General features: G+C 63.9%; 22 protein-coding genes. 17 read left to right on the forward strand and 5 right to left on the reverse strand.

The window, feature by feature from the left end:
* Nucleotides 1–11: 11 nt before the first annotated feature.
* Nucleotides 12–944 (reverse strand): LysR family transcriptional regulator, encoded by a 933-nt coding sequence (locus J3485_RS08740; protein ID WP_206952094.1) that lies wholly within the window; start codon nucleotides 942–944, stop codon nucleotides 12–14.
* A gap of 87 nt (nucleotides 945–1,031) precedes the next feature.
* Here J3485_RS08740 and J3485_RS08745 point away from each other — a divergent pair, with 87 nt between their 5' ends.
* Nucleotides 1,032–2,036 (forward strand): zinc-dependent alcohol dehydrogenase family protein, encoded by a 1,005-nt coding sequence (locus J3485_RS08745; RefSeq protein ID WP_206952095.1) that lies wholly within the window; start codon nucleotides 1,032–1,034, stop codon nucleotides 2,034–2,036.
* On the opposite strand, the gene J3485_RS08750 is transcribed toward J3485_RS08745, so the two are convergent.
* On the reverse strand, nucleotides 2,033–2,896 hold the full coding sequence (locus J3485_RS08750; protein WP_206952096.1) for a LysR family transcriptional regulator: 864 nt from the start codon (nucleotides 2,894–2,896) through the stop codon (nucleotides 2,033–2,035). The two genes, J3485_RS08745 and J3485_RS08750, sit on opposite strands and share 4 nt — an antisense overlap.
* Before the next feature lie 173 nt (nucleotides 2,897–3,069).
* Between J3485_RS08750 and J3485_RS08755 the strand changes: the two genes are divergently transcribed.
* The 14 genes from J3485_RS08755 (at nucleotide 3,070) to flhD (ending at nucleotide 14,041) form a co-directional block, all read left to right on the forward strand.
* The gene (locus tag J3485_RS08755; RefSeq protein WP_206952097.1) at nucleotides 3,070–3,972 is read left to right on the forward strand and encodes an NAD(P)-dependent oxidoreductase; all 903 of its coding nucleotides are present in this window, start codon (nucleotides 3,070–3,072) and stop codon (nucleotides 3,970–3,972) included.
* A 101-nt stretch (nucleotides 3,973–4,073) separates the two neighbouring features.
* Nucleotides 4,074–4,331, forward strand: coding sequence for a hypothetical protein (locus J3485_RS08760; protein WP_206952098.1), 258 nt, complete (start codon nucleotides 4,074–4,076; stop codon nucleotides 4,329–4,331).
* A gap of 179 nt (nucleotides 4,332–4,510) precedes the next feature.
* Entirely contained in the window at nucleotides 4,511–4,927 is a 417-nt protein-coding gene (locus J3485_RS08765) for a DnaJ family domain-containing protein (protein ID WP_206952099.1), read from the forward strand.
* 44 nt (nucleotides 4,928–4,971) lie between these two features.
* Nucleotides 4,972–5,544 carry a tRNA adenosine(34) deaminase TadA gene (gene tadA, locus J3485_RS08770; RefSeq protein WP_242538717.1) on the forward strand — a complete coding sequence of 191 codons (573 nt, stop codon included), beginning with the start codon at nucleotides 4,972–4,974 and terminating at the stop codon, nucleotides 5,542–5,544.
* A gap of 42 nt (nucleotides 5,545–5,586) precedes the next feature.
* Entirely contained in the window at nucleotides 5,587–6,513 is a 927-nt protein-coding gene (ldcA, locus tag J3485_RS08775) for a muramoyltetrapeptide carboxypeptidase (protein ID WP_206952100.1), read from the forward strand.
* Between the two features lie 216 nt (nucleotides 6,514–6,729).
* A complete protein-coding gene (locus J3485_RS08780) occupies nucleotides 6,730–7,425 on the forward strand; it encodes a GntR family transcriptional regulator (protein ID WP_206952101.1) in 696 nt (231 codons plus the stop codon).
* Between the two features lie 185 nt (nucleotides 7,426–7,610).
* Complete coding sequence (locus J3485_RS08785) at nucleotides 7,611–9,098, forward strand: NCS1 family nucleobase:cation symporter-1 (RefSeq protein ID WP_206952102.1); 1,488 nt, start codon at nucleotides 7,611–7,613, stop codon at nucleotides 9,096–9,098.
* A gap of 38 nt (nucleotides 9,099–9,136) precedes the next feature.
* Entirely contained in the window at nucleotides 9,137–9,877 is a 741-nt protein-coding gene (locus tag J3485_RS08790; protein WP_206952103.1) for an aspartate/glutamate racemase family protein, read from the forward strand.
* Nucleotides 9,878–10,075: 198 nt separating this feature from the next.
* The gene (gene puuE / locus J3485_RS08795; RefSeq protein WP_206952104.1) at nucleotides 10,076–11,026 is read left to right on the forward strand and encodes an allantoinase PuuE; all 951 of its coding nucleotides are present in this window, start codon (nucleotides 10,076–10,078) and stop codon (nucleotides 11,024–11,026) included.
* Nucleotides 11,023–11,544 carry a 2-oxo-4-hydroxy-4-carboxy-5-ureidoimidazoline decarboxylase gene (gene uraD / locus J3485_RS08800; RefSeq protein WP_206952105.1) on the forward strand — a complete coding sequence of 174 codons (522 nt, stop codon included), beginning with the start codon at nucleotides 11,023–11,025 and terminating at the stop codon, nucleotides 11,542–11,544. Before puuE ends, uraD begins: the two co-directional genes overlap by 4 nt.
* 129 nt (nucleotides 11,545–11,673) lie before the next feature.
* Nucleotides 11,674–12,687, forward strand: a complete 1,014-nt coding sequence (gene alc / locus J3485_RS08805) for an allantoicase (RefSeq protein WP_206952106.1) — start codon at nucleotides 11,674–11,676, stop codon at nucleotides 12,685–12,687.
* An 11-nt stretch (nucleotides 12,688–12,698) separates the two neighbouring features.
* Nucleotides 12,699–13,211, forward strand: a complete 513-nt coding sequence (locus J3485_RS08810) for an ureidoglycolate lyase (RefSeq protein WP_206952107.1) — start codon at nucleotides 12,699–12,701, stop codon at nucleotides 13,209–13,211.
* Nucleotides 13,212–13,472: 261 nt separating this feature from the next.
* Entirely contained in the window at nucleotides 13,473–13,613 is a 141-nt protein-coding gene (locus tag J3485_RS08815; protein WP_206952108.1) for a hypothetical protein, read from the forward strand.
* Between the two features lie 137 nt (nucleotides 13,614–13,750).
* Nucleotides 13,751–14,041 carry a flagellar transcriptional regulator FlhD gene (flhD, locus tag J3485_RS08820; RefSeq protein WP_206952109.1) on the forward strand — a complete coding sequence of 97 codons (291 nt, stop codon included), beginning with the start codon at nucleotides 13,751–13,753 and terminating at the stop codon, nucleotides 14,039–14,041.
* Nucleotides 14,042–14,365: 324 nt separating this feature from the next.
* Here flhD and J3485_RS08825 read toward each other — a convergent pair whose 3' ends face one another.
* The gene (locus J3485_RS08825) at nucleotides 14,366–15,559 is read right to left on the reverse strand and encodes a urate hydroxylase PuuD (protein WP_206952110.1); all 1,194 of its coding nucleotides are present in this window, start codon (nucleotides 15,557–15,559) and stop codon (nucleotides 14,366–14,368) included.
* Between the two features lie 40 nt (nucleotides 15,560–15,599).
* Nucleotides 15,600–15,953 (reverse strand): hydroxyisourate hydrolase, encoded by a 354-nt coding sequence (gene uraH / locus J3485_RS08830; RefSeq protein WP_206952111.1) that lies wholly within the window; start codon nucleotides 15,951–15,953, stop codon nucleotides 15,600–15,602.
* A 411-nt stretch (nucleotides 15,954–16,364) separates the two neighbouring features.
* Here uraH and J3485_RS08835 point away from each other — a divergent pair, with 411 nt between their 5' ends.
* The gene (locus tag J3485_RS08835; RefSeq protein WP_206952112.1) at nucleotides 16,365–17,774 is read left to right on the forward strand and encodes an 8-oxoguanine deaminase; all 1,410 of its coding nucleotides are present in this window, start codon (nucleotides 16,365–16,367) and stop codon (nucleotides 17,772–17,774) included.
* 71 nt (nucleotides 17,775–17,845) lie between these two features.
* On the opposite strand, the gene J3485_RS08840 is transcribed toward J3485_RS08835, so the two are convergent.
* On the reverse strand, nucleotides 17,846–18,778 hold the full coding sequence (locus J3485_RS08840) for a LysR substrate-binding domain-containing protein (RefSeq protein ID WP_206952113.1): 933 nt from the start codon (nucleotides 18,776–18,778) through the stop codon (nucleotides 17,846–17,848).
* A 293-nt stretch (nucleotides 18,779–19,071) separates the two neighbouring features.
* Between J3485_RS08840 and J3485_RS08845 the strand changes: the two genes are divergently transcribed.
* Entirely contained in the window at nucleotides 19,072–20,664 is a 1,593-nt protein-coding gene (locus J3485_RS08845) for an ABC transporter ATP-binding protein (RefSeq protein ID WP_206952114.1), read from the forward strand.
* Nucleotides 20,665–20,688: the final 24 nt, after the last annotated feature.

Consider the following 20,688-nt stretch of genomic DNA (forward strand, 5'->3'; position numbering starts at 1 on the left):
CCGCCCGCGGCCTACCCACCGCGCCAAGGCGCAATCGGTGAATATCGATTCGAGATCCAATCGATGAACGCACGCGTTTTCGCCGGCAGCAGCCGGGTTGAAGGTACGACCGCGTAAATCGCGCCCTCGTCCTGCGGCAACCATTCCGTCAGCACGGGCACGAGCGCGCCGGCCGCAAGTTCGCGGCCGACGAGCCAATCCGTGCTCAACATGATCCCCAATCCTCGAACTGCCGCGTGCACGAGCGCTTCGGCATCGTCCGAGGCGAGCGGCCCATCGGCGCGCACCGTGATGCGCTCGCCCTGGGTATTGCCGAACGTCCAATTCGGATGAGAGGCGAGGCCCGTGAATGCCAGGCAAGGCAGTTGCCTCAGCGCTTCAGGGTGTACCGGGGCGCCGTGCCGATCGAGGAACGCCGGGGCGGCGCACAGGAGCCGCCGGCGAGGGGCGATCCGACGAGCCACGAGCCTCGAATCGGTGAGTTCCCCCAGGCGAATGGCCGCATCGAACCCTTCTGCCACGAGATCGGCGAATCGGTTCGAATACGATGCATCGACGCGCACCTGAGGGTACGTCGCCATGAATTCCGGCAGGTAGGGGGCAATCCACATTCGTCCGAACGTCGCGGGCAGCGCCAGCCGTAGCGTACCTCGCGGTTCCCCCTGGCCGTGCGTCGACGCTTCTTCCTGCGCATCGGCCAATGCGGCGGCGATCGCCTGCGCTCGCGCGAGAAAGCCGGCTCCCGCTTCGGTCAATGCCACATGGCGCGTGGTCCGCGTGAGCAGCCTCACGCCGAGTGTTCGCTCGAGCGATTGCACGCGCCGCGACAGAACCGTGGCGTCGCGGCCCAGTACCGTCGCAGCCCGAGTGAACGAGCCTTGTTCCGCTACCGCGACAAATGCCGCGATTTCAGCGATGTGATTTGCGTCAGGCCATTGCTGCATGGGATGCATGAGTGTCGTGTGATTGAATCAGTTTATCAGGCGTTCGTGCATGAGTAATCTGTAATCACTAACCCAAGGAGCTCAGCCATGCAGGCCATCGAACTTTTCGCACCTTCCCTCGACGCCTTGCGCGCCGTGACGTTGCCCCAACCGCATCCCGGCCCAGGCGAGGTGCTCGTGCGGATGCGCGCGGCGAGCCTGAATTTCATCGATTTGGCCGTCGCCACGGGCCGGTATCCCGTGCCCGGTTTTCCGGTGATTCCCGTTGCCGATGGGGCGGGCGATGTTGCCGAGATCGGTGCCGGGGTGACCGAATTCGCTGTCGGCGATCGCGTGATTCCGCACTCGAAGCCGCTCTGGGTGGGCGGACCGGCACGTGCCGAAGTCAGCGCGGCGACGCGTGGCGTCGTGCTGCCCGGCTCGTTGGTTGAATATGTCGCGCTGCCGGCGAGCGCGCTCGTCTCGACGCCCGCGCATCTGAGCGACGAGGCCGCGGCAACGTTGCCGATCGCGGCCACGACCGCTTGGCGCGGGCTGCGCTCGGCGAACGTCCGCCCCGGCTCCGTCGTTGTGTTGATCGGCACGGGCGGGGTCAGCGTATTCGCGTTGCAACTCGCCAAGGCGGCGGGCGCGACGGTCGTCATCACATCCTCGTCCGACGAGAAGCTCGAGCGGGCCAGGGCGCTCGGCGCCGATCACACGATCAACTATCGCCGCATACCGGCCTGGGACGAGGCGGTGCTCGAGATCACGGGCGGCAACGGCGCCGACTTGGTGATCGAAACGGGCGGCACGCAGACGTTTGGCCGTTCGGTCAACGCCGCAGCAGTGGGGGGCACCGTCTTCGTCATCGGCTTCGTGACTGGGGGAACGGCGTCGGCCGATCTCATGACGATCATGACGAAGGCGTTGAACGTCCAAGGCAACAATACGGGATCGGTTGCGGACTTGCGCGACGTCGCGCGTGCCATTGCCGCGAGCAAGGTCGTGCCCATCGTCGACGAGATCTTCGGCATTGATGAAGTATCGCAGGCCTATGCGCATCTCGCACAGGGCGGGCAGCATTTCGGCAAGATCGCGATCGCGCATTAGCCGCAGCGCGCGGCGACCGTTTGCCTCAGCAGATCGGCGAGCGCATGCGCGTCGTCGGTGCAGCGCGCGGCGCGATGTAGGACGACGTCGATGGTGCCAAGTGCGGGAGCGCCGGCCAAGACGGACAGGTGCCTTGGTACGGCGAGCGCCGTGCGCACGGTAACACCGAGCCCTGCGCGCGTGCCGCACCATAGGCTGGCCAGGCTTGGCGTGGTCATCGCGAGACGCCATGCGACGCCGGCGTGCGAGAGCGAATCGATCGCCATGTCGCGGAACAAACATGGCCCGTCGAATACGGTCAGCGGCACCGTCGACTGCACGCCGTAACGGCGCAACATCGGCGTGCATCCGAGCCAAACGGCGGGAATCGTCGCAATCCGTTCGCCGCCGTTCGTTCCCGGCACGGCAAAGGCGACCGCGGCATCGAGTTTGCCGCTCTCGAGATCGGCGACAAGCTCGAAATTTCGGCCAGCCTTGACCTCCACCTGGACGTGCGGCCGCGTATTGGCGTAACGCGTCAACAGATCCTGCAACATCACATCCGCAAAGTCTTGCGGGATGCCCACGCGCACGGCGGCGCGCGTGTCGACGGCGCCGAGCGCGGTGCCGAGTTCGTCGTTGAGTGCGAGCACGCGGCGAGCGTATTGCAGCAAGACGCTGCCCGAGTCCGTCAGCGCGAGCCCACGACCCCGACGCTTGAACAGTCGTTGACCGGCCTGCGATTCCAGCTTGCGCAATTGCATGCTGACGGCCGACGGCGATCGATGAAGCCGCGTCGCGGCATGCGCGAATCCGCCGAGTTCAACGCCGACGACCATCGTGCGCAGTGCGTCCATGTCGAAATTGAGAGGATGCGTCATTTTCGATTTCCTGAAGTGGCGATTCCAAAGTTTGCGATTTTCAAAACAATAGCAAATTCCTACCATGAGCCGAATCGACGAATTGCGGCACGTTAGGTTGTTCATCGCGTTCTTGGCGCTGCCAAGCGTGTGTGCGGTTCGACTTATTCCGATGCGACGAAAAGGACGATGCGATGACTGTGTGGCAGACGCCGGTGGGCTTTATCGGTTTGGGCGCAATGGGCGAGCCGATGGCGCTCAATCTGCGGAAAGCGGGCGTTCCGCTCTTGGTATGGAATCGCTCGGCGCCCAAGCGAGCCTTGCTGGCACGAGCGGGAGCGAGCGTCGCGAACGATGCCGCGCAAGTGTTCGCGCGCTGCGAGATCGTGCTCTTGATGTTGGCCCATGCCGAGGCGATCGACTTGATGCTCGCGCGCGGCGAGCCCGCATTCAGGCAGCGTGCACGGGGACGGACGATCGTCCATATGGGCACGACCTCGCCGGGTTATTCGAAAGGGCTTGAACAGGCCGTGCGCGCGGCGGGAGGCCATTACGTCGAAGCGCCCGTGTCGGGGTCGCGCAAGCCGGCCGAAGCCGCCCAACTCGTGGCCATGCTGGCCGGTGAGCGCGAAGCGGTCGAAGCCGTTGGGCCGCTCTTCGCGGCGATGTGCCGGCAGTCGGAGTACTGCGGCGAGGTACCCGCGGCGTTGACGATGAAGCTCGCCGTCAACCTTTTTCTCATCACGATGGTGACGGGTCTAGCGGAAGCCGCGCATTTCGCGAAACGGCAGGGCTTGAACCTTGCGCAGTTCGTTTCGATCGTCGATGCGGGGCCGATGGCGAGCGACGTGTCGCGCGTGAAGGCCGCAAAACTTTTGCACGAAAACTTCGACGTGCAGGCGAGCATCGAGAACGTGCTCGACAACAATCGGCTCGTCGCCGCCGCGGCGCGTGCGGCGGGAATCGCCTCGCCGCTGCTCGACGTCTGCCATGACCTGTACCGCGAGACCCTCGAACTCGGGCTGGGCGGTGCGGACATGGTTGCCGTCGTTCGAGCTGTCGAAGCGAGAACTCGGCGTGCCGCCGGCGCTGGGTAGTGGACGCTGGCGCTTGCCCGGTATATAAGAGTTGGAGGAGGCTAGGGCTGTTGCGCGTGCGCATTGCTTCCCCCAAGAACAGATCGATAGGAACGCTCACCATGACCCCCGATCAGAACCGGCCGAAAGAAGAGTCCTCGAATCCTGACGTCGAACACCTCAACGACGCGCTGACCTACGTCGATACGCTGCTGTCGTCGGGCAATATTGCCGTCAGCGCGGCAAAGGGAATCCTGTACAGCCTGATCGAGACGCTCGGCGCGCTGGTCGGCGATCCAGACCTTCCCGAGCACAGCCGCGCGGGCTACGAAGGCCTGTTGGAGACGGCCCGGGAACTGCGCGTGAAAGTCGGTAAGTGACGGGTGCGCGAGCCCAGCGCAAAGGGCGCCGCTTCGCGCGGCGTGCCCGGCTGGCATGGCTGTTGGCGCACCGAGCCTCGCCGCGCATGGCCGTGCCGCGGGTTCCCGAGTGCGGGCTCCAGGAAACCGGATCGGACTCCCTGCTAAAATGCGCTCGCCGCCATGTAGTGGATCCGCAGATGAAATTGCTTGATGCCTTGGTCGAACAACGCATTGCCGCCGCCGCTGCACGCGGCGAGTTCGACGACTTGCCGGGTGCCGGGGCGCCGCTGGAACTCGACGACGACATGCTCGTGCCCGAGGAAGTCCGCGTCGCCAATCGTATATTGAAAAACGCAGGCTTCGTGCCGCCGGCGGTCGAGCAGTTGCGTTCGCTGCGCCACCTGCAAGACGAACTGAATGCTGCGGGCGACCACGCAACGCGTTGCCGGCTGCAAGCGAAGCTGCTTGCGCTCGATATGGCGCTCGAATCGCTGCGTGGCGAGCCAACGATCGTGCCGCGCGACTACTGTCGCCGCATCGCGGAGCGGCTCTCGGAGCGCGTACTTGCAGACGATGGCGGTATGCACGCCTGCAACCAGGCGGGACTTTCGTGAGCGGACCGCTTGCGCCGCCGGCCGCGGAAACCGCAGTGCAAACGCTGGAGTCCGACGACGCGGCCGGTTCGGCGCACCTGAATGAGGAAGCGGTCGCGTCCGAGCGCGATCGTCGATACATGGCGCTGGCGCTGGACGCCGCGCAATCGGCTCGTGCGGCGGGCGAGGTACCCGTCGGAGCGGTGCTCGTATGCGGCGATGACGTGTTGGCGACGGGCTTCAATCATCCGATCGGCGCCCACGATCCTTCCGCCCACGCCGAGATGGTTGCGCTGCGCGCGGCCGCGCAGTCGCTGCAGAACTACCGGCTGCCCGGCTGCGAACTGTATGTGACCCTCGAGCCTTGCCTCATGTGCGCGGGTGCCATCATGCACGCGCGCATTGCACGCGTCGTTTTCGGCACGCGGGATCCTAAAACGGGCGCCTGCGGCAGCGTCGTCGACGCATTCGCCAATCGTCAACTCAATCACCATACGCATGTCACGGGTGGTGTGCTCGCGACCGAGTGCGGCGACGCGCTCAGGTCGTTTTTCGCGCATCGGCGGCAGGCCATTCGTGCGGAGCGGACGGCCGCCGCGGCCGATGCTCGAGCCTGCGCGCCCGAACAACCGATCTGAGCGCAGCGCCCACCGCCACGTGCATCGTTTCCAACACTCACCATGATCCGTCCGCGTACCATCGAGATCGTCGCTCCTTCCGGATATCCGCCCGATGAGGCAGCAGTCGAGCGGGGCATCGCTCGGCTGCGCGCGGACGGTCACCACGTGCTCGGCACCGAAGTGGCAGAGCGCCGATACCTGCGTTTCAGCGGCACCGATGCGCAGCGCGCGGACGACTTGAACCGGCTCGCCGATGCCGCTCACCCGCTGCCTGACATCGTCCTTGCATTGCGCGGCAGCTATGGCGCCGTGCGGATTCTCGACTCGCTCGACTATGCCGGGCTCCAGCGCCGGCTCGCCGGTGCGCCCGTTGCCATTTGCGGGCACAGCGATTTCACGGCGGTCCAATTGGCGCTGTTCGCGCGCGCGGGCCTGGTGACGTTCGGCGGCCCCATGCTGACGGCCAACTTCGGTGCGCAGACGCTTAGCGCATTTACGGCCGAACGTTTCTGGTGCGCGCTCGAATCGCCCGAATTCACGGTGCGTGAGTCTGTTCCGCAGGCGGACGAAGTGGACGTGAGCGGTACGCTCTGGGGCGGCAATCTGGCGATGATCGCCGCGCTCGTCGGCACGCGCTATATGCCGCAGATCGAGGGCGGCATCCTCTTCATCGAAGACGTCAATGAACACCCGTTCCGCGTGGAACGAATGCTCTATCAGCTTCATCTGGCCGGCGTCCTCGCGCGCCAGCGGGCGCTCGTGCTCGGCGATTTCACCGGCGGCAAGCTCGCGCCCTACGATAACGGCTATGACCTCTCGGCGGTCCTCGAGCAGATCGGCATGGTTACGGGGCTGCCCGTCGTCACTGGGCTGCGTTTCGGTCACGGTGCCGATCTCGTCACGCTTCCATTTGGTGCACACGCCCGGCTGCAAGCAGGGCGCGAGGGCTTCGCGTTGACCGTCACCGGACATCCCACACTTCGCTAAGCATCTGACGCTGCGCTCGAGTGTTCTTCTAAGATTGTTGACAATTTGAAAGCACTTCGATGCTGACATCTAGCGCGTCGAATGGCCTGCAATGCGCTTATTTGGCGCATAAGTGCGCCAAGTCATGGATTTATCAGAAGAATTCAACGCCGTGACGAATCGATTTTTGCAAAAGAAATTGTTGACAATCTTTATGTCGAATCTACTATACCCACTATGTCGACGCCGAAATTGTCCGAGCCAGCAACACCCGCAGCGGTTGCCGAGCGCATCCGCGATGCGATTCTCGAACATCGGCTAGAGCCTGGGGCGAAGCTCACGGAGGCGCAGTTGTGCGACGTGTTCGCCGTCAAGCGCGGCACGGTACGTCAAGCGCTGTCGCTGCTCGCCACCGAACATCTGGTCGACTTGGAGCCGAATCGTGGCGCCTTCGTGGCAAGCCCGTCGCTTCAGGAAGTGCACGAGGTGTTCGAGATGCGCCGCATCATCGAGGGCGCCGTGATCGAACGCGTCTGCCGCAATCAGGGCGGGCAGGGCGCGGCGCATTTGAAGGTGATCGGCAAGATGATCGAGCGGGAGCGCGGCGCGTTCGAGCACCGTGATTTCCGCTCTTGGATTCGGCTCTCGGGCGAATTTCACACCGAGCTTGCCGCGTTGACGGGCAACCGTGTGCTGTGCGATTGCTTGGCGGGCCTGGTTGCACGCTCGACGTTGATTTCGGCGCTCTACGAGTCGCTTGGACGCAGTCCGTGCTCATTCGACGAGCACGCTCGGATAGTCGATGCGATCGAGGCCGGCGACACGGTGCGCGCATCGGAACTGATGGTGAGGCACCTGCAAGCGGTCGAATTGAAGATGCTCGATCGGCCTGCGCGCGGTGCGGCTGATTTGCGGGAAGTCTTCGGCGCCTGAGCAACGCTTGCGCCGGCGATGCCGTACGGATTCATGGTCCCGTTCAATCGTTTAGGACAACTAACTATTTTCGGGGAGAAGGCCGCAGATTGCGCCGACTGCGACCGGTTGAAGAAGGCGCTTGGTTGCGCGAAGGCATGGAAGGTGCCGCGCGGCAACGCTCTTGTCCTTTACCGGAGACGTTCATGCCTGAGTTGACTGTACCCACCGACGCCGGCGCCGTCGGCCCATCGCCCGCCCATATCGACACCGGTTTGCCCGCCGGCTACAGCGAACGCTTGTGCAATGCCGATCTGGCGCCGCTGCGCGATCAGCACTGGGGCACCTACAACATCTTCGCGTTTTGGATGTCGGATGTGCATAGCGTTGGAGGCTATGTCTTTGCCGGCAGTCTGTTCGCGCTCGGTCTGACGAGTTGGCAAGTGTTGATCGCGTTGCTCGTGGGCATCGGCATCGTCAATGTCTTCGCCAACTTGATCGCGAAATCGAGCCAGCGCAACGGCGTGCCCTATCCCGTCATTTGCCGTGCCACGTTCGGCGTGCTGGGCGCCAATATCCCGGCCGTGATTCGTGGCTTGATCGCCGTTGCGTGGTACGGCATCCAAACGTATCTCGCATCGAGCGCGTTCGTCATCGTTCTACTGAAGTTCGCACCGCAACTGATGCCGTACGCCGACGTCCATCGCCATGGCTGGCTCGGGTTGTCCATGCTCGGTTGGGGCGGCTTCATGATGCTCTGGGTACTACAGGCGATCGTGTTCTGGAACGGTATGGAAACGATCAAGAAGTTCATCGACTTCGCCGGTCCCGCCGTCTATGTCGTCATGTTCATCCTGGCCGGCTACATGGTGGCGCGCGCCGGGTTTTCGAACATCAGTCTCAATCTCGGCAGCGTGAAGTATCACGGCTGGGAGGCGTTGCCCGTTACGATTACGGCGATCTCGCTCGTGGTGTCGTATTTCTCCGGGCCGATGCTGAACTTCGGCGACTTTTCGCGGTACTGCAAGAACTATACGAGCGTGAAACGCGGCAACTTCTGGGGGCTGCCCGTCAACTTTCTCGCGTTCTCGCTCGTCACCGTCATCACGACGTCGGCGACGCTGCCCGTCTTCGGCGAATTGATCACCGATCCCGTCGCCACGGTCGGCCGCATCGATCATCCGATGGCCGTCGTGCTCGGTGCGCTGACATTCATGATCGCGACGATCGGCATCAACATCGTTGCTAACTTTGTCTCGCCAGCGTTCGACTTCTCCAACGTAGCGCCGAAGCACATCAGTTGGCGCGCGGGCGGCATGATCGCCGCCACCGCCTCGGTGTTCATCACGCCGTGGAATCTATTCAACAACCCGGCGGTGATTCACTACACGCTCGACGTGCTCGGCTCGTTCATCGGTCCGCTGTACGGCGTCCTGATCGTCGACTACTTCATCGTCAAACGGCAGCGCGTCGTGCGGGACGATCTCTATTCGATGTCCGAATCGGGCTCGTATTGGTATCGAGGCGGTGTGAACTGGCGCGCCGTTGCAGCCGTGCTGCCGGCTGCCGCGATTGCCGTCGTGTGCGTCATGACGCCGGCATTCGCATCGCTCGCGAACTTTTCGTGGTTCATCGGCGTCGGGTTCGCGGGCGTGTTCTATTGGCTCGCAGCGCGCGGCACCCAGCACGCGTAGCGGATACGCGAGCATTTACGCATTGGAAGGAACGTACGATGAAGATCAAGCTCATCAATCCCAATACGACCGCGCGCATGACCGACACGATGGCAAACTGCGCACGTGCCGTTGCCGCGGTCGATACCGAGATCGTCGCCGCGACGTCGACGATGGGGCCCCCTTCGATTGAAAGCTGGTACGACGAATCGCTGGCGCTGCCGGGGCTGCTCGCCGAAGTAGCGGCGGGCGAGCGCGAGGGCGTCGACGGCTACGTGATCGCTTGCTTCGGCGATCCGGGCCTGTTCGCCGCGCGCGAGCTTGCGCGTGGCCCTGTCGTGGGTATCGCCGAGGCGGCAATGCATGCCGCGAGCGTAATCGCGCCGAGCTTTTCCGTGGTGACGACGCTCGCGCGCACGGCGGGCATGGCGTGGCATCTGGCCGAACGCTACGGCATGAAACGGTTTTGCCGCAGCGTACGCGCGACCGACATCGCGGTGCTCGACCTGGACCGGCCCGACGGCACGGCGCGGCGCCTGATCGTCGACGAATGCCGCCGCGCGCTCGAGGAGGACGGCGCCGATTCGATCGTGCTCGGCTGTGCGGGCATGGCCGATCTCGGTCGCGCGATCGAGGACGCGATCGGGGTGCCGGTCATCGAGGGCGTGAGCGCCGCGGTCAAATGGGCGGAGGTGCTGGCGGCGCTGGGTCTCGCGACGGCCAAGCGAGGGGAGTACGCCCGCCCGCTCGCCAAGCGCTACGATGGCCCGTTGGCCGATTTCAGTCCGCGCAACGACTAAGGCGCCGGCGGGCGCTACGGCTGTATGGGTGCGCTCAGGACATACGCGAGCGCTAACCCCCGCTATCGGCCTGCTCGTATGGGCGCGCGCGCGCGTTTTCTATACACTGATTTCACCGATTTGAACCGTTGCAGCAGACCGTGTGCATGTCGCGGCGCCGCATCGGCATTAATTCAACGCTTGTCCCGAATCTTTGCCATGACATCCGACTCCCGCTATCCGCGCGATCTGATCGGCTACGGCCGGCAACCGGTCCAGGCCGATTGGCCGGGCCGCGCGCGCGTCGCCGTGCAGTTCGTTCTCAACTATGAAGAAGGCGGCGAGAACTGCGTTTTGCACGGCGATCCGGCCTCCGAGCAATTCCTGTCCGAGATCGTGGGCGCGGCCGCCTATCCGGCTCGCCACATGAGCATGGAGTCGATCTACGAGTACGGTTCGCGCGCCGGTGTTTGGCGCATTTTGCGCGAATTCGAGAAACGCGGATTGCCGTTGACCGTATTTGGCGTGGGCATGGCGATCGAACGCCACCCCGAGGTTGCGCGCGCTTTCGTTGAACTCGGGCATGAAATCGCTTGTCATGGATGGCGCTGGATCCACTACCAAGACATGACGCCCGAGCGCGAGGCCGAGCACGTGCGGCTCGGCATGGAAGCGATCGAACGCGTGACGGGCGTACGGCCGCTCGGCTGGTATACGGGGCGCGATAGTCCCAATACGCGCCGGCTCGTGGCGGAGTACGGCGGCTTTCTCTACGACGCGGACTACTACGGCGACGATCTGCCGTTTTGGACCGAAGTGGAGGTGGCGGGCGGCGAGACGCGTACGCAATTGATCGTGCCGTACACGCTCGACACGAACGACATGCGCTTCGCGTCGCCGCAAGGCTTCAACACGGCCGACCACTTCTTCACGTATTTGCGCGATGCGTTCGACGTGTTGTACGAAGAGGGCGCCGAAGTGCCGAAGATGCTCTCGATCGGCATGCATTGCCGGCTGCTCGGGCGGCCCGGACGTTTTCGCGCACTGCAACGGTTTCTCGATCATATCGAACGACATGACCGCGTCTGGGTGACGCGCCGCGTCGATATCGCGCGCCACTGGCGCGCGCATCATCCCTATCAGCCAAAAACGGACAGCTCTCGCGCATGAAGCCGATGCAATATTCGCTGGAACAATTGAATTCGATGCCGCTCGATGCGTTCGCGGCGGCGCTCTCCGGCATCTTCGAGCATTCGCCTTGGGTAGCGGAGCAAGCGGCGCAGGCCCGGCCGTTCGCGACCATCGATACCCTCTACGCGACGATGCGCGACATCGTCGCCCAGGCGGGCGACGCACGCCAGCTCGCGCTCATCAATGCTCACCCGGAACTCGCGGGCAAGGCCGCCGTGCGGGGCGAACTGACGGCCGAATCGACGCGCGAGCAGAGCGGCGCCGGCCTCGCGCAGTGCACGCAGGAAGAGTTCGACAAGCTGCAGCGCCTGAATGCAGCCTATCGCGAGAAGTTCGGTTTCCCGTTCATTCTCGCCGTGCGCGGCCACGATCGCGCGGGCATCATCGGCAATTTCGAAGCGCGCGTGAATAACTCGCGCGATGAAGAGTTGCGTACTAGCCTGGAGCAGATTTACCGCATCGCACGGTTTCGCATCGACGATCTCGTGACGGCATGAACGCTTGAGTGCGGACGTATGGACGTATCGGATATGTCCGCACAGAAGATGCATGCCGATGCCGCGATACGTCGATATGACGTTTCATCCGTAGTACGAACGAATTGACAGACACGAAGGACGACAACGATGGCTCTTCCGATTCTCGACCCCAACGCCCCAGAGTTCACGCGCCGCTACGTCAACCTGGCCGATCCACGCTTGGGCGCGCAGGCACTCGAGGCGAGCGATGAATTTTTCGCGCCGAAGGACCGCATGTTGAGTCCCGAGGCTGCCGTGTTCATTCCCGGCAAGTACGACGACAACGGTAAGTGGATGGACGGCTGGGAAACGCGCCGCAAGCGTACGACGGGGTACGACTGGTGCATCGTGAAACTGGCGCGCTCGGGCGTCGTGAAGGGGCTCGACATCGATACGAGCCACTTCACCGGCAACTTCCCGCCGGCCGCATCGGTCGAGGCCGCTCGTGTGCCGGCCGGCGAGCAGCCGGGCGCATCGACGCAATGGAAGGAGATTGTTCCTTCCACGACCCTGCAAGGCAATCACCACCATTATCTCGAGGTCGCGGACGGCGAGGCGTACACGCACATTCGCCTGAATTTATACCCCGACGGTGGCGTTGCGCGCCTACGCGTGTACGGGCAGCCGCAAGTCGACTGGACTCGCGCGAGCCGCAGCACGCCGGCCGATCTGGCCGCGATGGAAAACGGCGCCTATATCGTCGCGGTCAACAATCAGCACTTCGGTGCGGCGTCGAACCTCTTGATGCCCGGCCGGGGCGTGAACATGGGCGATGGCTGGGAGACGCGCCGGCGGCGCGAACCGGGCAACGATTGGACCATCATCGCGCTCGCGCGACCCGGTACGATCACGAAGATCGAAGTGGACACCGCGTTCTTCAAAGGCAACTACCCCGATCGCTGCTCGATCCAGGCCGCTTACGTCAAGGGCGGCACCGACAGCTCGCTGGTCACGCAGGCGATGTTCTGGCCGACGCTGCTCGGTGAGCAAAAGCTGCAAATGGACAAACAGCATTTCTTCGAGGCCGAAGTCGCGGCGCTCGGCCCCGTGACGCATCTGCGGCTGAACATCATTCCCGACGGCGGCGTTTCGCGCTTGCGCGCGTGGGGTGTGCTCGAGTGAACGGCGCGCGCATGAAGATTTTGAGGATCGAGCCGCTCACGCGGGCGGCATTCGCGCCGTTCGGCGACGTCATCGAACTCGAGGGCGCGCGTCAGATTCCGATCAACCTCGGCACGACGACGCGCTATCACGATCTCGCGAGCGTCGACGTGGCCGAGGCGGGCGGACGGCCGCTCGTCAACCTGTTCCGCGGCCAGCCCCGCGCGTTGCCGTTCGAGGTGGCGATGCTCGAACGCCATCCGCTCGGCTCGCAGGCGTTCGTCCCGATGAACGACAAGCCTTACCTCGTCGTCGTCGCCCCGGCCGGCGAGCTTGCGCCCGATGCCATTCGCGCGTTCGTCACGCGTGGGTGGCAGGGCGTCAATTATGCGAAAGGGGTCTGGCACCATCCTCTGATCGCTCTCGACGTGGTCAGCGATTTCATCGTCGTCGATCGCGGCGGCGAGGGGCACAACTGCGACGAGCAAACCTTGCCCGAATCGCTGTGGCTGACTGCCGAGGCGCTCGCCGCCGCTAGCCTCTAGCGCGACCGCTTCGCTTCGCTTCGTCATTCGAACGCCCGCTTGAACCCAAGCGGGCGTTTTTGCTTCGTCTCCGGGCGTAGCCCTTGCGTACCCCGTACGTAGGAAAACGCTGACACGCGGGCTGCCAGGTATTACGCAAGGTTCAGCGGCCGCTGATTTGTTTCCGCGCGATGCTCGCCGATACTTTCGTCACAGGAAAACGTTTCGTACGACGCATTGACGGCACGGACGTTTCCAAACTTGAGTCACGGAGAGATCGTCATGAGCCGCTTCGCTAAAGACCTCCTCGAGCTTCAACGCCTTTGCCTCGGCGGCTCCGGTGCGCTTACACAGCATTTGCTGCGCGAGATCGCCTGCAGCCTGATCGCTGCCGGCGTGGCCGACGAGCGCGACGGTTGCTGATTTCCCCCTCGGATTCAAGCAAACGTTTGCCGCTCCACGGCATTTTCGATGACGGAAGAGCGCTTGGCCTTATTCGGAATGACCGGCTCACCCGTTGATTTTCAGTTCGAACCACAACACCCCTGGCGGAGACAGTCATGAACGGTTGCGAAACGCTCGAATCGATCCGCGAAATCAACTTGTCGTACCTTTCGCTCGCGCAGCGTTTGTTGCGCACCGACCGCGCCGGCGGCATGCAGCGGCTCGGACTATCGACGCAAGTGGCCGAGATCATCGCCGATCTCTCGGGGCCGCAGCTACTCAAGCTCGCCGGATGCGATCAGCTCGTTTGCTTCTTCCGGTTCAACGACCGGTCGATGCTCTCCGCGCTGTCCACGCCCGCCGCACGCGTGCCCCAAGTCGAAGCGCTGGTCGCGCAAGCAGCGTAGCTGACTTGCGTTCGCGTGTTCGATCCTCGTGATGATCGTCACCCTCAAGCATCACGACAAGCGAACGCTTGCGTCGGCCGGGCGGGTAGGCAAAAGCGGTTCGAAATCGCGGCCGGCGTTGGCCAGGCGTCTGCCGGGAGCGACGGTCAGCGCATCCATTTGGCTCACCGCCGCCGCGTTGATGGCAGCGGCCATATTGAAATAAACGATAAAAGCCGCGGAGGCCAGGCAATGTCTAGCCTAGCCTGTCCGGTTGTTTCAGCCCCTTGGGCCGTTGGCGCAAGGGGCTTTGTTTCGTCCGGCGTCTGCCGGTCCGATACTCCGTTACGGCTGGGTGCGCGAGTTGAACCACGCTGCGATTTTCTCGCGCTCCTCCGGCGTCATTTTCGTGACATTGCCGAGCGGCATCGCTTTCAGCACGACAGCCTGTTGATATAGCCGTTGCGCATTCGTGGATATCTCCCGGGGCGTGTCGAAGAGCACGCCGGCCGGCGCGCTGCCCATCAGCGTCGGGTGTGCCGAGTGGCAGGCGACGCACCGCTGCTGCAAGATCGGCTGAATGTCGGCGAGTTTCACGACGGGTGCGTTGGCAGCTTGCGCCTGCGGCATGACGGGCTTGGGCAGCGTGACGGCCAGCGCGGCGGCAAGCAACGCCACCCCGCCTACCGGTAGATACCAGAGCACCTGCCCACGATGGCGCATGACGAAGAACTGACGAATCAGGGCGCCCGCGAGCATGATGACGGCCAGAATGGCCCAGTTGTAGGCGTGCGTGTACGTCATCGCGTAGTGATTCGACAGCATCGCGAACACGACCGGCAGCGTGAAGTAGGTGTTGTGCACCGAGCGCTGCTTGCCGCGCTTGCCGTAGATCGGATTCGGCGATTCGCCCTTGAGCATCGCGTTCACCATCTTGCGCTGCCCCGGAATGATGACGAAGAACACGTTGGCCGACATGATCGTCGCCAGCATGGCGCCGACGATCAAGTAGGCAGCGCGACCGGAGAAAATGTGGCAGGCGAGCCAGGCCGCCACGAGGACGTATAGGCCGACGATGATCCCAAGCAAACGATCCTTGCCGACGAGCAGGCGGCACAGGGAGTCGTAGACGATCCAGCCCGCGGCCAGGAAGCCGAGCGCAGCCGCGATCGCGACAACCGGCCCCATATCGAGGACGTTCGGGTCGATGAGGTACGTGCTCGGCGAGCACAGATACAGCACGGTGAAGAGACCGAAACCGGACATCCATGTCGTGTACGACGGCCATTTCGACCAGTGCAGGTCCTCCGGCATTTGCGCCGGCGCGACCATGTACTTTTGCATGTTGTAGAACCCGCCGCCGTGTACGTGCCACAGCTCGCCGAACACGCCGCGCTCGACGAGCACGGGGTCCTTCGGCTTCTTCAAGCTGCTGTCGAGCGCGACGAAATAAAACGATTCGCCGATCCATGCAATTGCGGCAATAACGTGCAGCCAGCGAATCGTGAGATTCAGCCAGTCAGTGATGAAACCTTCCATGAAATGCCTCCAAGCTCCTGATAGTCGTTGGTATGTGCGTTCAACTGCCGCGATAGGTGCTGTAAGCCCACGGCGAGACCAGGAGCGGCACGTGATAGTGCGCGGCGACATCGGCAATGCCGAAGCGCAGGACGACGCGATCGACGAAGCGCGGCTGCGGCACGCTTACGCCGACGGCGGCGAAGTAGTCGCCCGCGTGGAAGACGAGCTCGTATTCGCCGACGGCCATTGCGTCGCCTTCGAGAAGCGGCTTGTCGCAGCGGCCGTCGTCATTCGTGACGGTGCGCGCGATCGAGCGCCGTGCGTCGCCGTCGAGCTTGAACAACTCGACCGCGATGCCGGCGCCCGGGCGGCCGTGCGCCGTGTCCAGGACGTGGGTAGTTAGCTTTCCCATTCGCAGTTTTCCTTTTGATGAACGCGAAAAGTGACGAGGGCGACTCGATCCAATGCGCAATCGGCGGATCGAGGCTCCACGTCAGTGGCTACATACCCGTCGGCGAGTTGTTGCGAGCGCCGTATCGCCATTCTAAGAAGTTGCCGACGGCTCGGCGCACGCGATAGGAAAGATAAGGGCCGCCGCATAAGGCAAGGGGGCATGCCTGGCGCCATTGCCGCCGAGGCGCACTCCTCGAAAATGGGACCAATATATCGAAACAGTGAGGGCGAGTATCGCGTCGTTGTACATTGCCAGCACTATTTTGGCTCCTGATCGTTACGTCAATACATCAACGGCTATGCCGACATATCGACATCGACATATCGACGCCGACACATTAACGCCGACATCTCAACGCGGAAGAATCGAATGACGACTGAACAGCCCACGCATGCAACCGGTGCGACTCGCCCCAGAACGCTGCTCGTCAAGCACGCCGACGTGCTCGTGACCATGGACGGCGCCCGCCGGGAATTGCGCGACGCGGGGCTTTTCATCGAAGGCAACCGCATCGCGGCTGTGGGCCCGACGAGCGAATTGCCGAGCACGGCGGACCAAGTGCTCGACCTGCGCGGACATCTCGTGATGCCAGGCCTCGTCAACACGCATCACCACATGTATCAAAGCTTGACGCGCGCGGTTCCGGCCGCTCAAAACGCCGAACTGTTCGGCTGGCTGACGAGTCTTTATCGGATCTGGGCCCATTTGACGCCCGAGATGATCGAGGTATCGACGCTTACGGCAATGTCCGAGCTGCTGCTTTCGGGGTGCACGACCTCGAGCGATCATCTTTATCTGTATCCGAACGGTAGCCGGCTCGACGACAGCATCGCGGCCGCTGCGCGAATCGGCATGCGCTTTCATGCGAGCCGCGGCAGCATGAGCGTCGGGCAAAAGGACGGCGGGTTGCCGCCCGATTCGCTCGTGGAGAACGAGGCCGACATCCTCGCCGACACGCAGCGATTGATCGAGACCTATCACGACAAGGGCCGCTACGCGATGCTGCGTGTGGTCGTGGCTCCATGCTCGCCGTTTTCGGTCAGTCGCGATTTGATGCGGGAATCGGCCGTGCTCGCGCGTGAATATGGGGTCTCGATGCATACTCACCTGGCCGAAAACGTCAACGACGTGGCTTACAGCCGCGAGCGGTTCGGCATGACGCCCGCCGAATATGCCGAGGATCTCGGCTGGGTCGGGGCTGACGTCTGGCATGCGCACTGCGTACAGCTCGACGCGCCCGGTATCGCACTGTTCGCTCGCACGCGCACCGGCGTCGCGCATTGCCCGTGCTCGAACATGCGGCTCGCATCGGGCATTGCCCCGATTCGGCGTATGCGCGATGCCGGCGTGCCTGTCGGGCTCGGCGTGGACGGTTCGGCGTCGAACGACGGTGCGCATCTCGTCGGCGAGGCGCGGCAAGCGATGCTCCTACAGCGCGTCGGGTTCGGGCCCGATGCGATGAGTGCGCGCGAGGCGCTGGAACTCGCTACGCTCGGCGGCGCTGCCGTGCTCGGGCGCGACGACATCGGCGCGCTCGCTCCAGGGATGGCGGCCGACTTCGTCGCATTCGATTTGCGTCAGCCGAATTTCGCGGGTGCGCTGCACGACCCGGTGGCGGCGCTCGTGTTTTGCGCGCCGTCGCAGGTTTCGCTGAGCGTCATCAACGGCAAGGTCGTCGTCCAGGACGGCCGCTTGACGACGCTCGAACTTACGCCCTTGCTCGAGCGTCACAATGCGCTCGCGCGTTCGCTCGGTGAGGCGGCGCGGGCAGCCGCGTAAGAGGAAGGCGCAACGAATGCGCTTGGCGTGGCGCGAGCGAGGCCGGCTTGGGCCGTTGCGCCCGCAGCCGATCAGGCGCGGTCGACGAGCGTACGCGTTGCATCGGCCACGAGGCTGCGCAGCCAGCGCACTTCGTCGGAGTAGTGACAGCGCTCGTGCCAGAGTTGGTAGTACTGCATCGGCGGAAAATCGAGCGGGGCGGGCAGGACCGTCAGCGGTAGGTACTTGGCGTAATGATCGGCAAACAGCCGCGTCGTCGTGAAGAGGAGGTCCGACTTGATGAGCACGTACGGCGCGAGATTGAAGTACGGCAACGTGACGACGACGTGGCGCTTGAGCCGCTCGCGCGCGAGATGAACGTCGATTGCGCCGCGCTGACCGACCGAATACGGCGTGGGCGCCAGATGTGGGGCGTTCAGATATTGATCGAGCGTGATGCCGCCGCGCTTGGCGAACGGGTGCGTATTGCTCATCAAGCAGACGATCTCGTCGACGAACAGGTTCGACAGGTGCAACTGCTCCGGCGGTTCCGGCCAGTTGCCGACGACGACGTCGAGCTTGCCGTCCTCGAGCGCGAGTTCGTAATCGAACGACGGGCCGAGCGAGTGGAATTCGAGCTGTGCGTTCGGTGCCGCCTGACGGAAGCGTTCGACGACGGTCGGCACGAACAGGACGTTCAGGTAATCGGGGCAGCCGATACGGTAGCAGCGGATCGACGTGGCGGGATCGAAATTGTGCTGCTGGAAGCGAATCCGCTCGATTTCGCGCAGGGCATTTTGGACCGGTTCGAGCAGGCGCAGGCCGTACTCGGTCGGCACCATGCCGGATTTTCCACGCACGAGCAGCGGATCGCCCGTGATGTCGCGCAGGCGACGCAACGCCGCGCTGATCGCGGGCTGTGATTGGTTCAACTTGACGGCCGCGCGCGTGACGCTGCGTTCCATCAAGAGGGTGTGCAAGACGCGCAAAAGATACGTGTCGATCGCCTCGCGTTGCTGACTCATGAATTGCTCCGATATATGTTTAGGCTGATCGAACAGGGGGAGGGATATCAGACTTTTAATATGTGCGTCGATACACGTCAAGGTCGCACATACCCCTGTGGCGCATCGGCAAAATCGAGTGTCGGCACGATATTCTCGGCTCGACGCTCGCCGACGAATTGGGTATCGTCGGGCCACGGCGGGGCGGCGGATGGGGCAATGCAAGCCAAATGGCAACGAGTGGACGGGGAGCGCGACGGGCGTCGAGCACGTCGCGTCGTAGTAGGCGGCAATCAGGTTTGACGACGGATCTCATGGGCAATCATTCAATTCTCGACGGCACGGCCGGCACAAGCGCTCCGATCGTGCCGCGGCTCGCATTGACGGGTGTCAGCAAGCAATATCCGGCGGTCAAAGCGAACGACGACGTGCACCTCGTCGTCGCACCGGGCGAGATCCATGCCGTGCTCGGCGAAAACGGCGCCGGCAAGAGCACGCTGATGAAGATCATCTACGGCTCGGTGCGGCCCGATGCGGGCGAGATCCGGTGGGAAGGCGATCTCGTCGAGATCGCGAGCCCCGCGCAGGCGCGCAAGCTCGGCATCGGCATGGTGTTTCAGCACTTCTCGCTGTTCGAGACGTTGACGGTTGGCGAGAACATCGCGCTCGCGCTCGACGAGCCGTTCGATCTCGCCTCGCTCGGCAAGCGCATTCGCGAGGTGTCGGCCGAGTATGGGCTCGACATCGATCCGCAGCGGCACGTGCACAGCCTAACCGTCGGCGAGCGTCAGCGCGTCGAGATCGTGCGCTGCCTCCTGCAGCACCCGCGGCTCTTGATCATGGACGAGCCGACGTCGGTGCTGACGCCACAGGCGGTGCGCAAGTTGTTCGAGACGCTCAGGCGACTTTCTGCCCAAGGCTGCAGCGTTCTCTACATCAGCCATAAGCTCGACGAGATTCGCGAGCTTTGCGACACGGCCACCGTCATGCGCGGCGGCCGCGTGACGGGACACGTGAAGCCGCGCGAGGAGACGAATGCCTCGCTCGCGCAATTGATGGTCGGCCATGCGCTGCCCGATTACACGCGGCGCGCGCACGCGCCGGGCGAGGCGTTGCTGCGCGTCAGGGGCCTGTCGGCGGCGAGCGACGACCCGTTCGGCACTTCGCTCGAGAACGTGACGTTCGACGTGCATGCGGGCGAGATCTTCGGGATCGCGGGCGTGTCGGGCAACGGCCAGGCGGAATTGCTGGCGGCGCTCTCGGGCGAGAAGCGCTGTGCCGCTCAGCCCGACGCCGTAACGATCTGCGGCAAGCGTGCCGCGCGGCTCTCGGCCGGTGCCCGCCGCCGCCTCGGCTTCGCCTTCGTACCGGAAGAGCGGCTCGGACGAGGCGCCGTGCCGGCCATGTCGCTCGCGGAAAACGCGTTGCTGACCGCACATCGTCAGCCCGGTATGGTCCGCCAGGGCTGGATCGGAACCCGTGCGATGCGCGCGTTCGCCATGCGCTGCATCGAGGCGTTCGACGTGCGCTGCGGTGGCCCGGACGCGCTTGCACAGTCGCTCTCGGGCGGCAATCTGCAAAAGTACATCGTCGGTCGCGAGGTGCTGCAAGCGCCGAAAGTGCTCGTGGTCGCGCAACCCACATGGGGCGTCGACGTCGGCGCGTCCGCCTTCATTCGGCAGCAACTGCTCGATTTGTCGGCCACGGGGGTGGCCGTGCTCGTGATCTCCGAGGAGCTCGACGAGCTTTTCGACATTTGCGATCGCATCGCCGTGCTCGCGCGTGGGCGGTTGTCGCCGGCGCGCAAGACGGGCGAAACGAACGCCGAGGAAATTGGGCTGTGGATGGCGGGCTTGTTCGGCGATTCGGGGGCCGCGCCGTCCGAGGAGCAGCCCGTGCACGCTTGACGCCACATCGACGCGCGGCGCCTC

Origin of the sequence: Trinickia acidisoli, assembly GCF_017315725.1 — a bacterium.
In the GTDB taxonomy this organism is placed as follows: Bacteria; Pseudomonadota; Gammaproteobacteria; order Burkholderiales; family Burkholderiaceae; genus Trinickia; species Trinickia acidisoli.

Bases quoted from the DNA above. Each gene is read 5' to 3' on its own strand.
- J3485_RS08740 (WP_206952094.1), bottom strand. From the start codon at position 944: ATGCAGCAATGGCCTGACGCAAATCACATCGCTGAAATCGCGGCATTT.
- J3485_RS08745 (WP_206952095.1), top strand. From the start codon at position 1,032: ATGCAGGCCATCGAACTTTTCGCACCTTCCCTCGACGCCTTGCGCGCC.
- J3485_RS08750 (WP_206952096.1), bottom strand. From the start codon at position 2,896: ATGACGCATCCTCTCAATTTCGACATGGACGCACTGCGCACGATGGTC.
- J3485_RS08755 (WP_206952097.1), top strand. From the start codon at position 3,070: ATGACTGTGTGGCAGACGCCGGTGGGCTTTATCGGTTTGGGCGCAATG.
- J3485_RS08760 (WP_206952098.1), top strand. From the start codon at position 4,074: ATGACCCCCGATCAGAACCGGCCGAAAGAAGAGTCCTCGAATCCTGAC.
- J3485_RS08765 (WP_206952099.1), top strand. From the start codon at position 4,511: ATGAAATTGCTTGATGCCTTGGTCGAACAACGCATTGCCGCCGCCGCT.
- ldcA (WP_206952100.1), top strand. From the start codon at position 5,587: ATGATCCGTCCGCGTACCATCGAGATCGTCGCTCCTTCCGGATATCCG.
- J3485_RS08780 (WP_206952101.1), top strand. From the start codon at position 6,730: ATGTCGACGCCGAAATTGTCCGAGCCAGCAACACCCGCAGCGGTTGCC.
- J3485_RS08785 (WP_206952102.1), top strand. From the start codon at position 7,611: ATGCCTGAGTTGACTGTACCCACCGACGCCGGCGCCGTCGGCCCATCG.
- J3485_RS08790 (WP_206952103.1), top strand. From the start codon at position 9,137: ATGAAGATCAAGCTCATCAATCCCAATACGACCGCGCGCATGACCGAC.
- puuE (WP_206952104.1), top strand. From the start codon at position 10,076: ATGACATCCGACTCCCGCTATCCGCGCGATCTGATCGGCTACGGCCGG.
- uraD (WP_206952105.1), top strand. From the start codon at position 11,023: ATGAAGCCGATGCAATATTCGCTGGAACAATTGAATTCGATGCCGCTC.
- alc (WP_206952106.1), top strand. From the start codon at position 11,674: ATGGCTCTTCCGATTCTCGACCCCAACGCCCCAGAGTTCACGCGCCGC.
- J3485_RS08810 (WP_206952107.1), top strand. From the start codon at position 12,699: ATGAAGATTTTGAGGATCGAGCCGCTCACGCGGGCGGCATTCGCGCCG.
- J3485_RS08815 (WP_206952108.1), top strand. From the start codon at position 13,473: ATGAGCCGCTTCGCTAAAGACCTCCTCGAGCTTCAACGCCTTTGCCTC.
- flhD (WP_206952109.1), top strand. From the start codon at position 13,751: ATGAACGGTTGCGAAACGCTCGAATCGATCCGCGAAATCAACTTGTCG.
- J3485_RS08825 (WP_206952110.1), bottom strand. From the start codon at position 15,559: ATGGAAGGTTTCATCACTGACTGGCTGAATCTCACGATTCGCTGGCTG.
- uraH (WP_206952111.1), bottom strand. From the start codon at position 15,953: ATGGGAAAGCTAACTACCCACGTCCTGGACACGGCGCACGGCCGCCCG.
- J3485_RS08835 (WP_206952112.1), top strand. From the start codon at position 16,365: ATGACGACTGAACAGCCCACGCATGCAACCGGTGCGACTCGCCCCAGA.
- J3485_RS08840 (WP_206952113.1), bottom strand. From the start codon at position 18,778: ATGAGTCAGCAACGCGAGGCGATCGACACGTATCTTTTGCGCGTCTTG.
- J3485_RS08845 (WP_206952114.1), top strand. From the start codon at position 19,072: ATGGGCAATCATTCAATTCTCGACGGCACGGCCGGCACAAGCGCTCCG.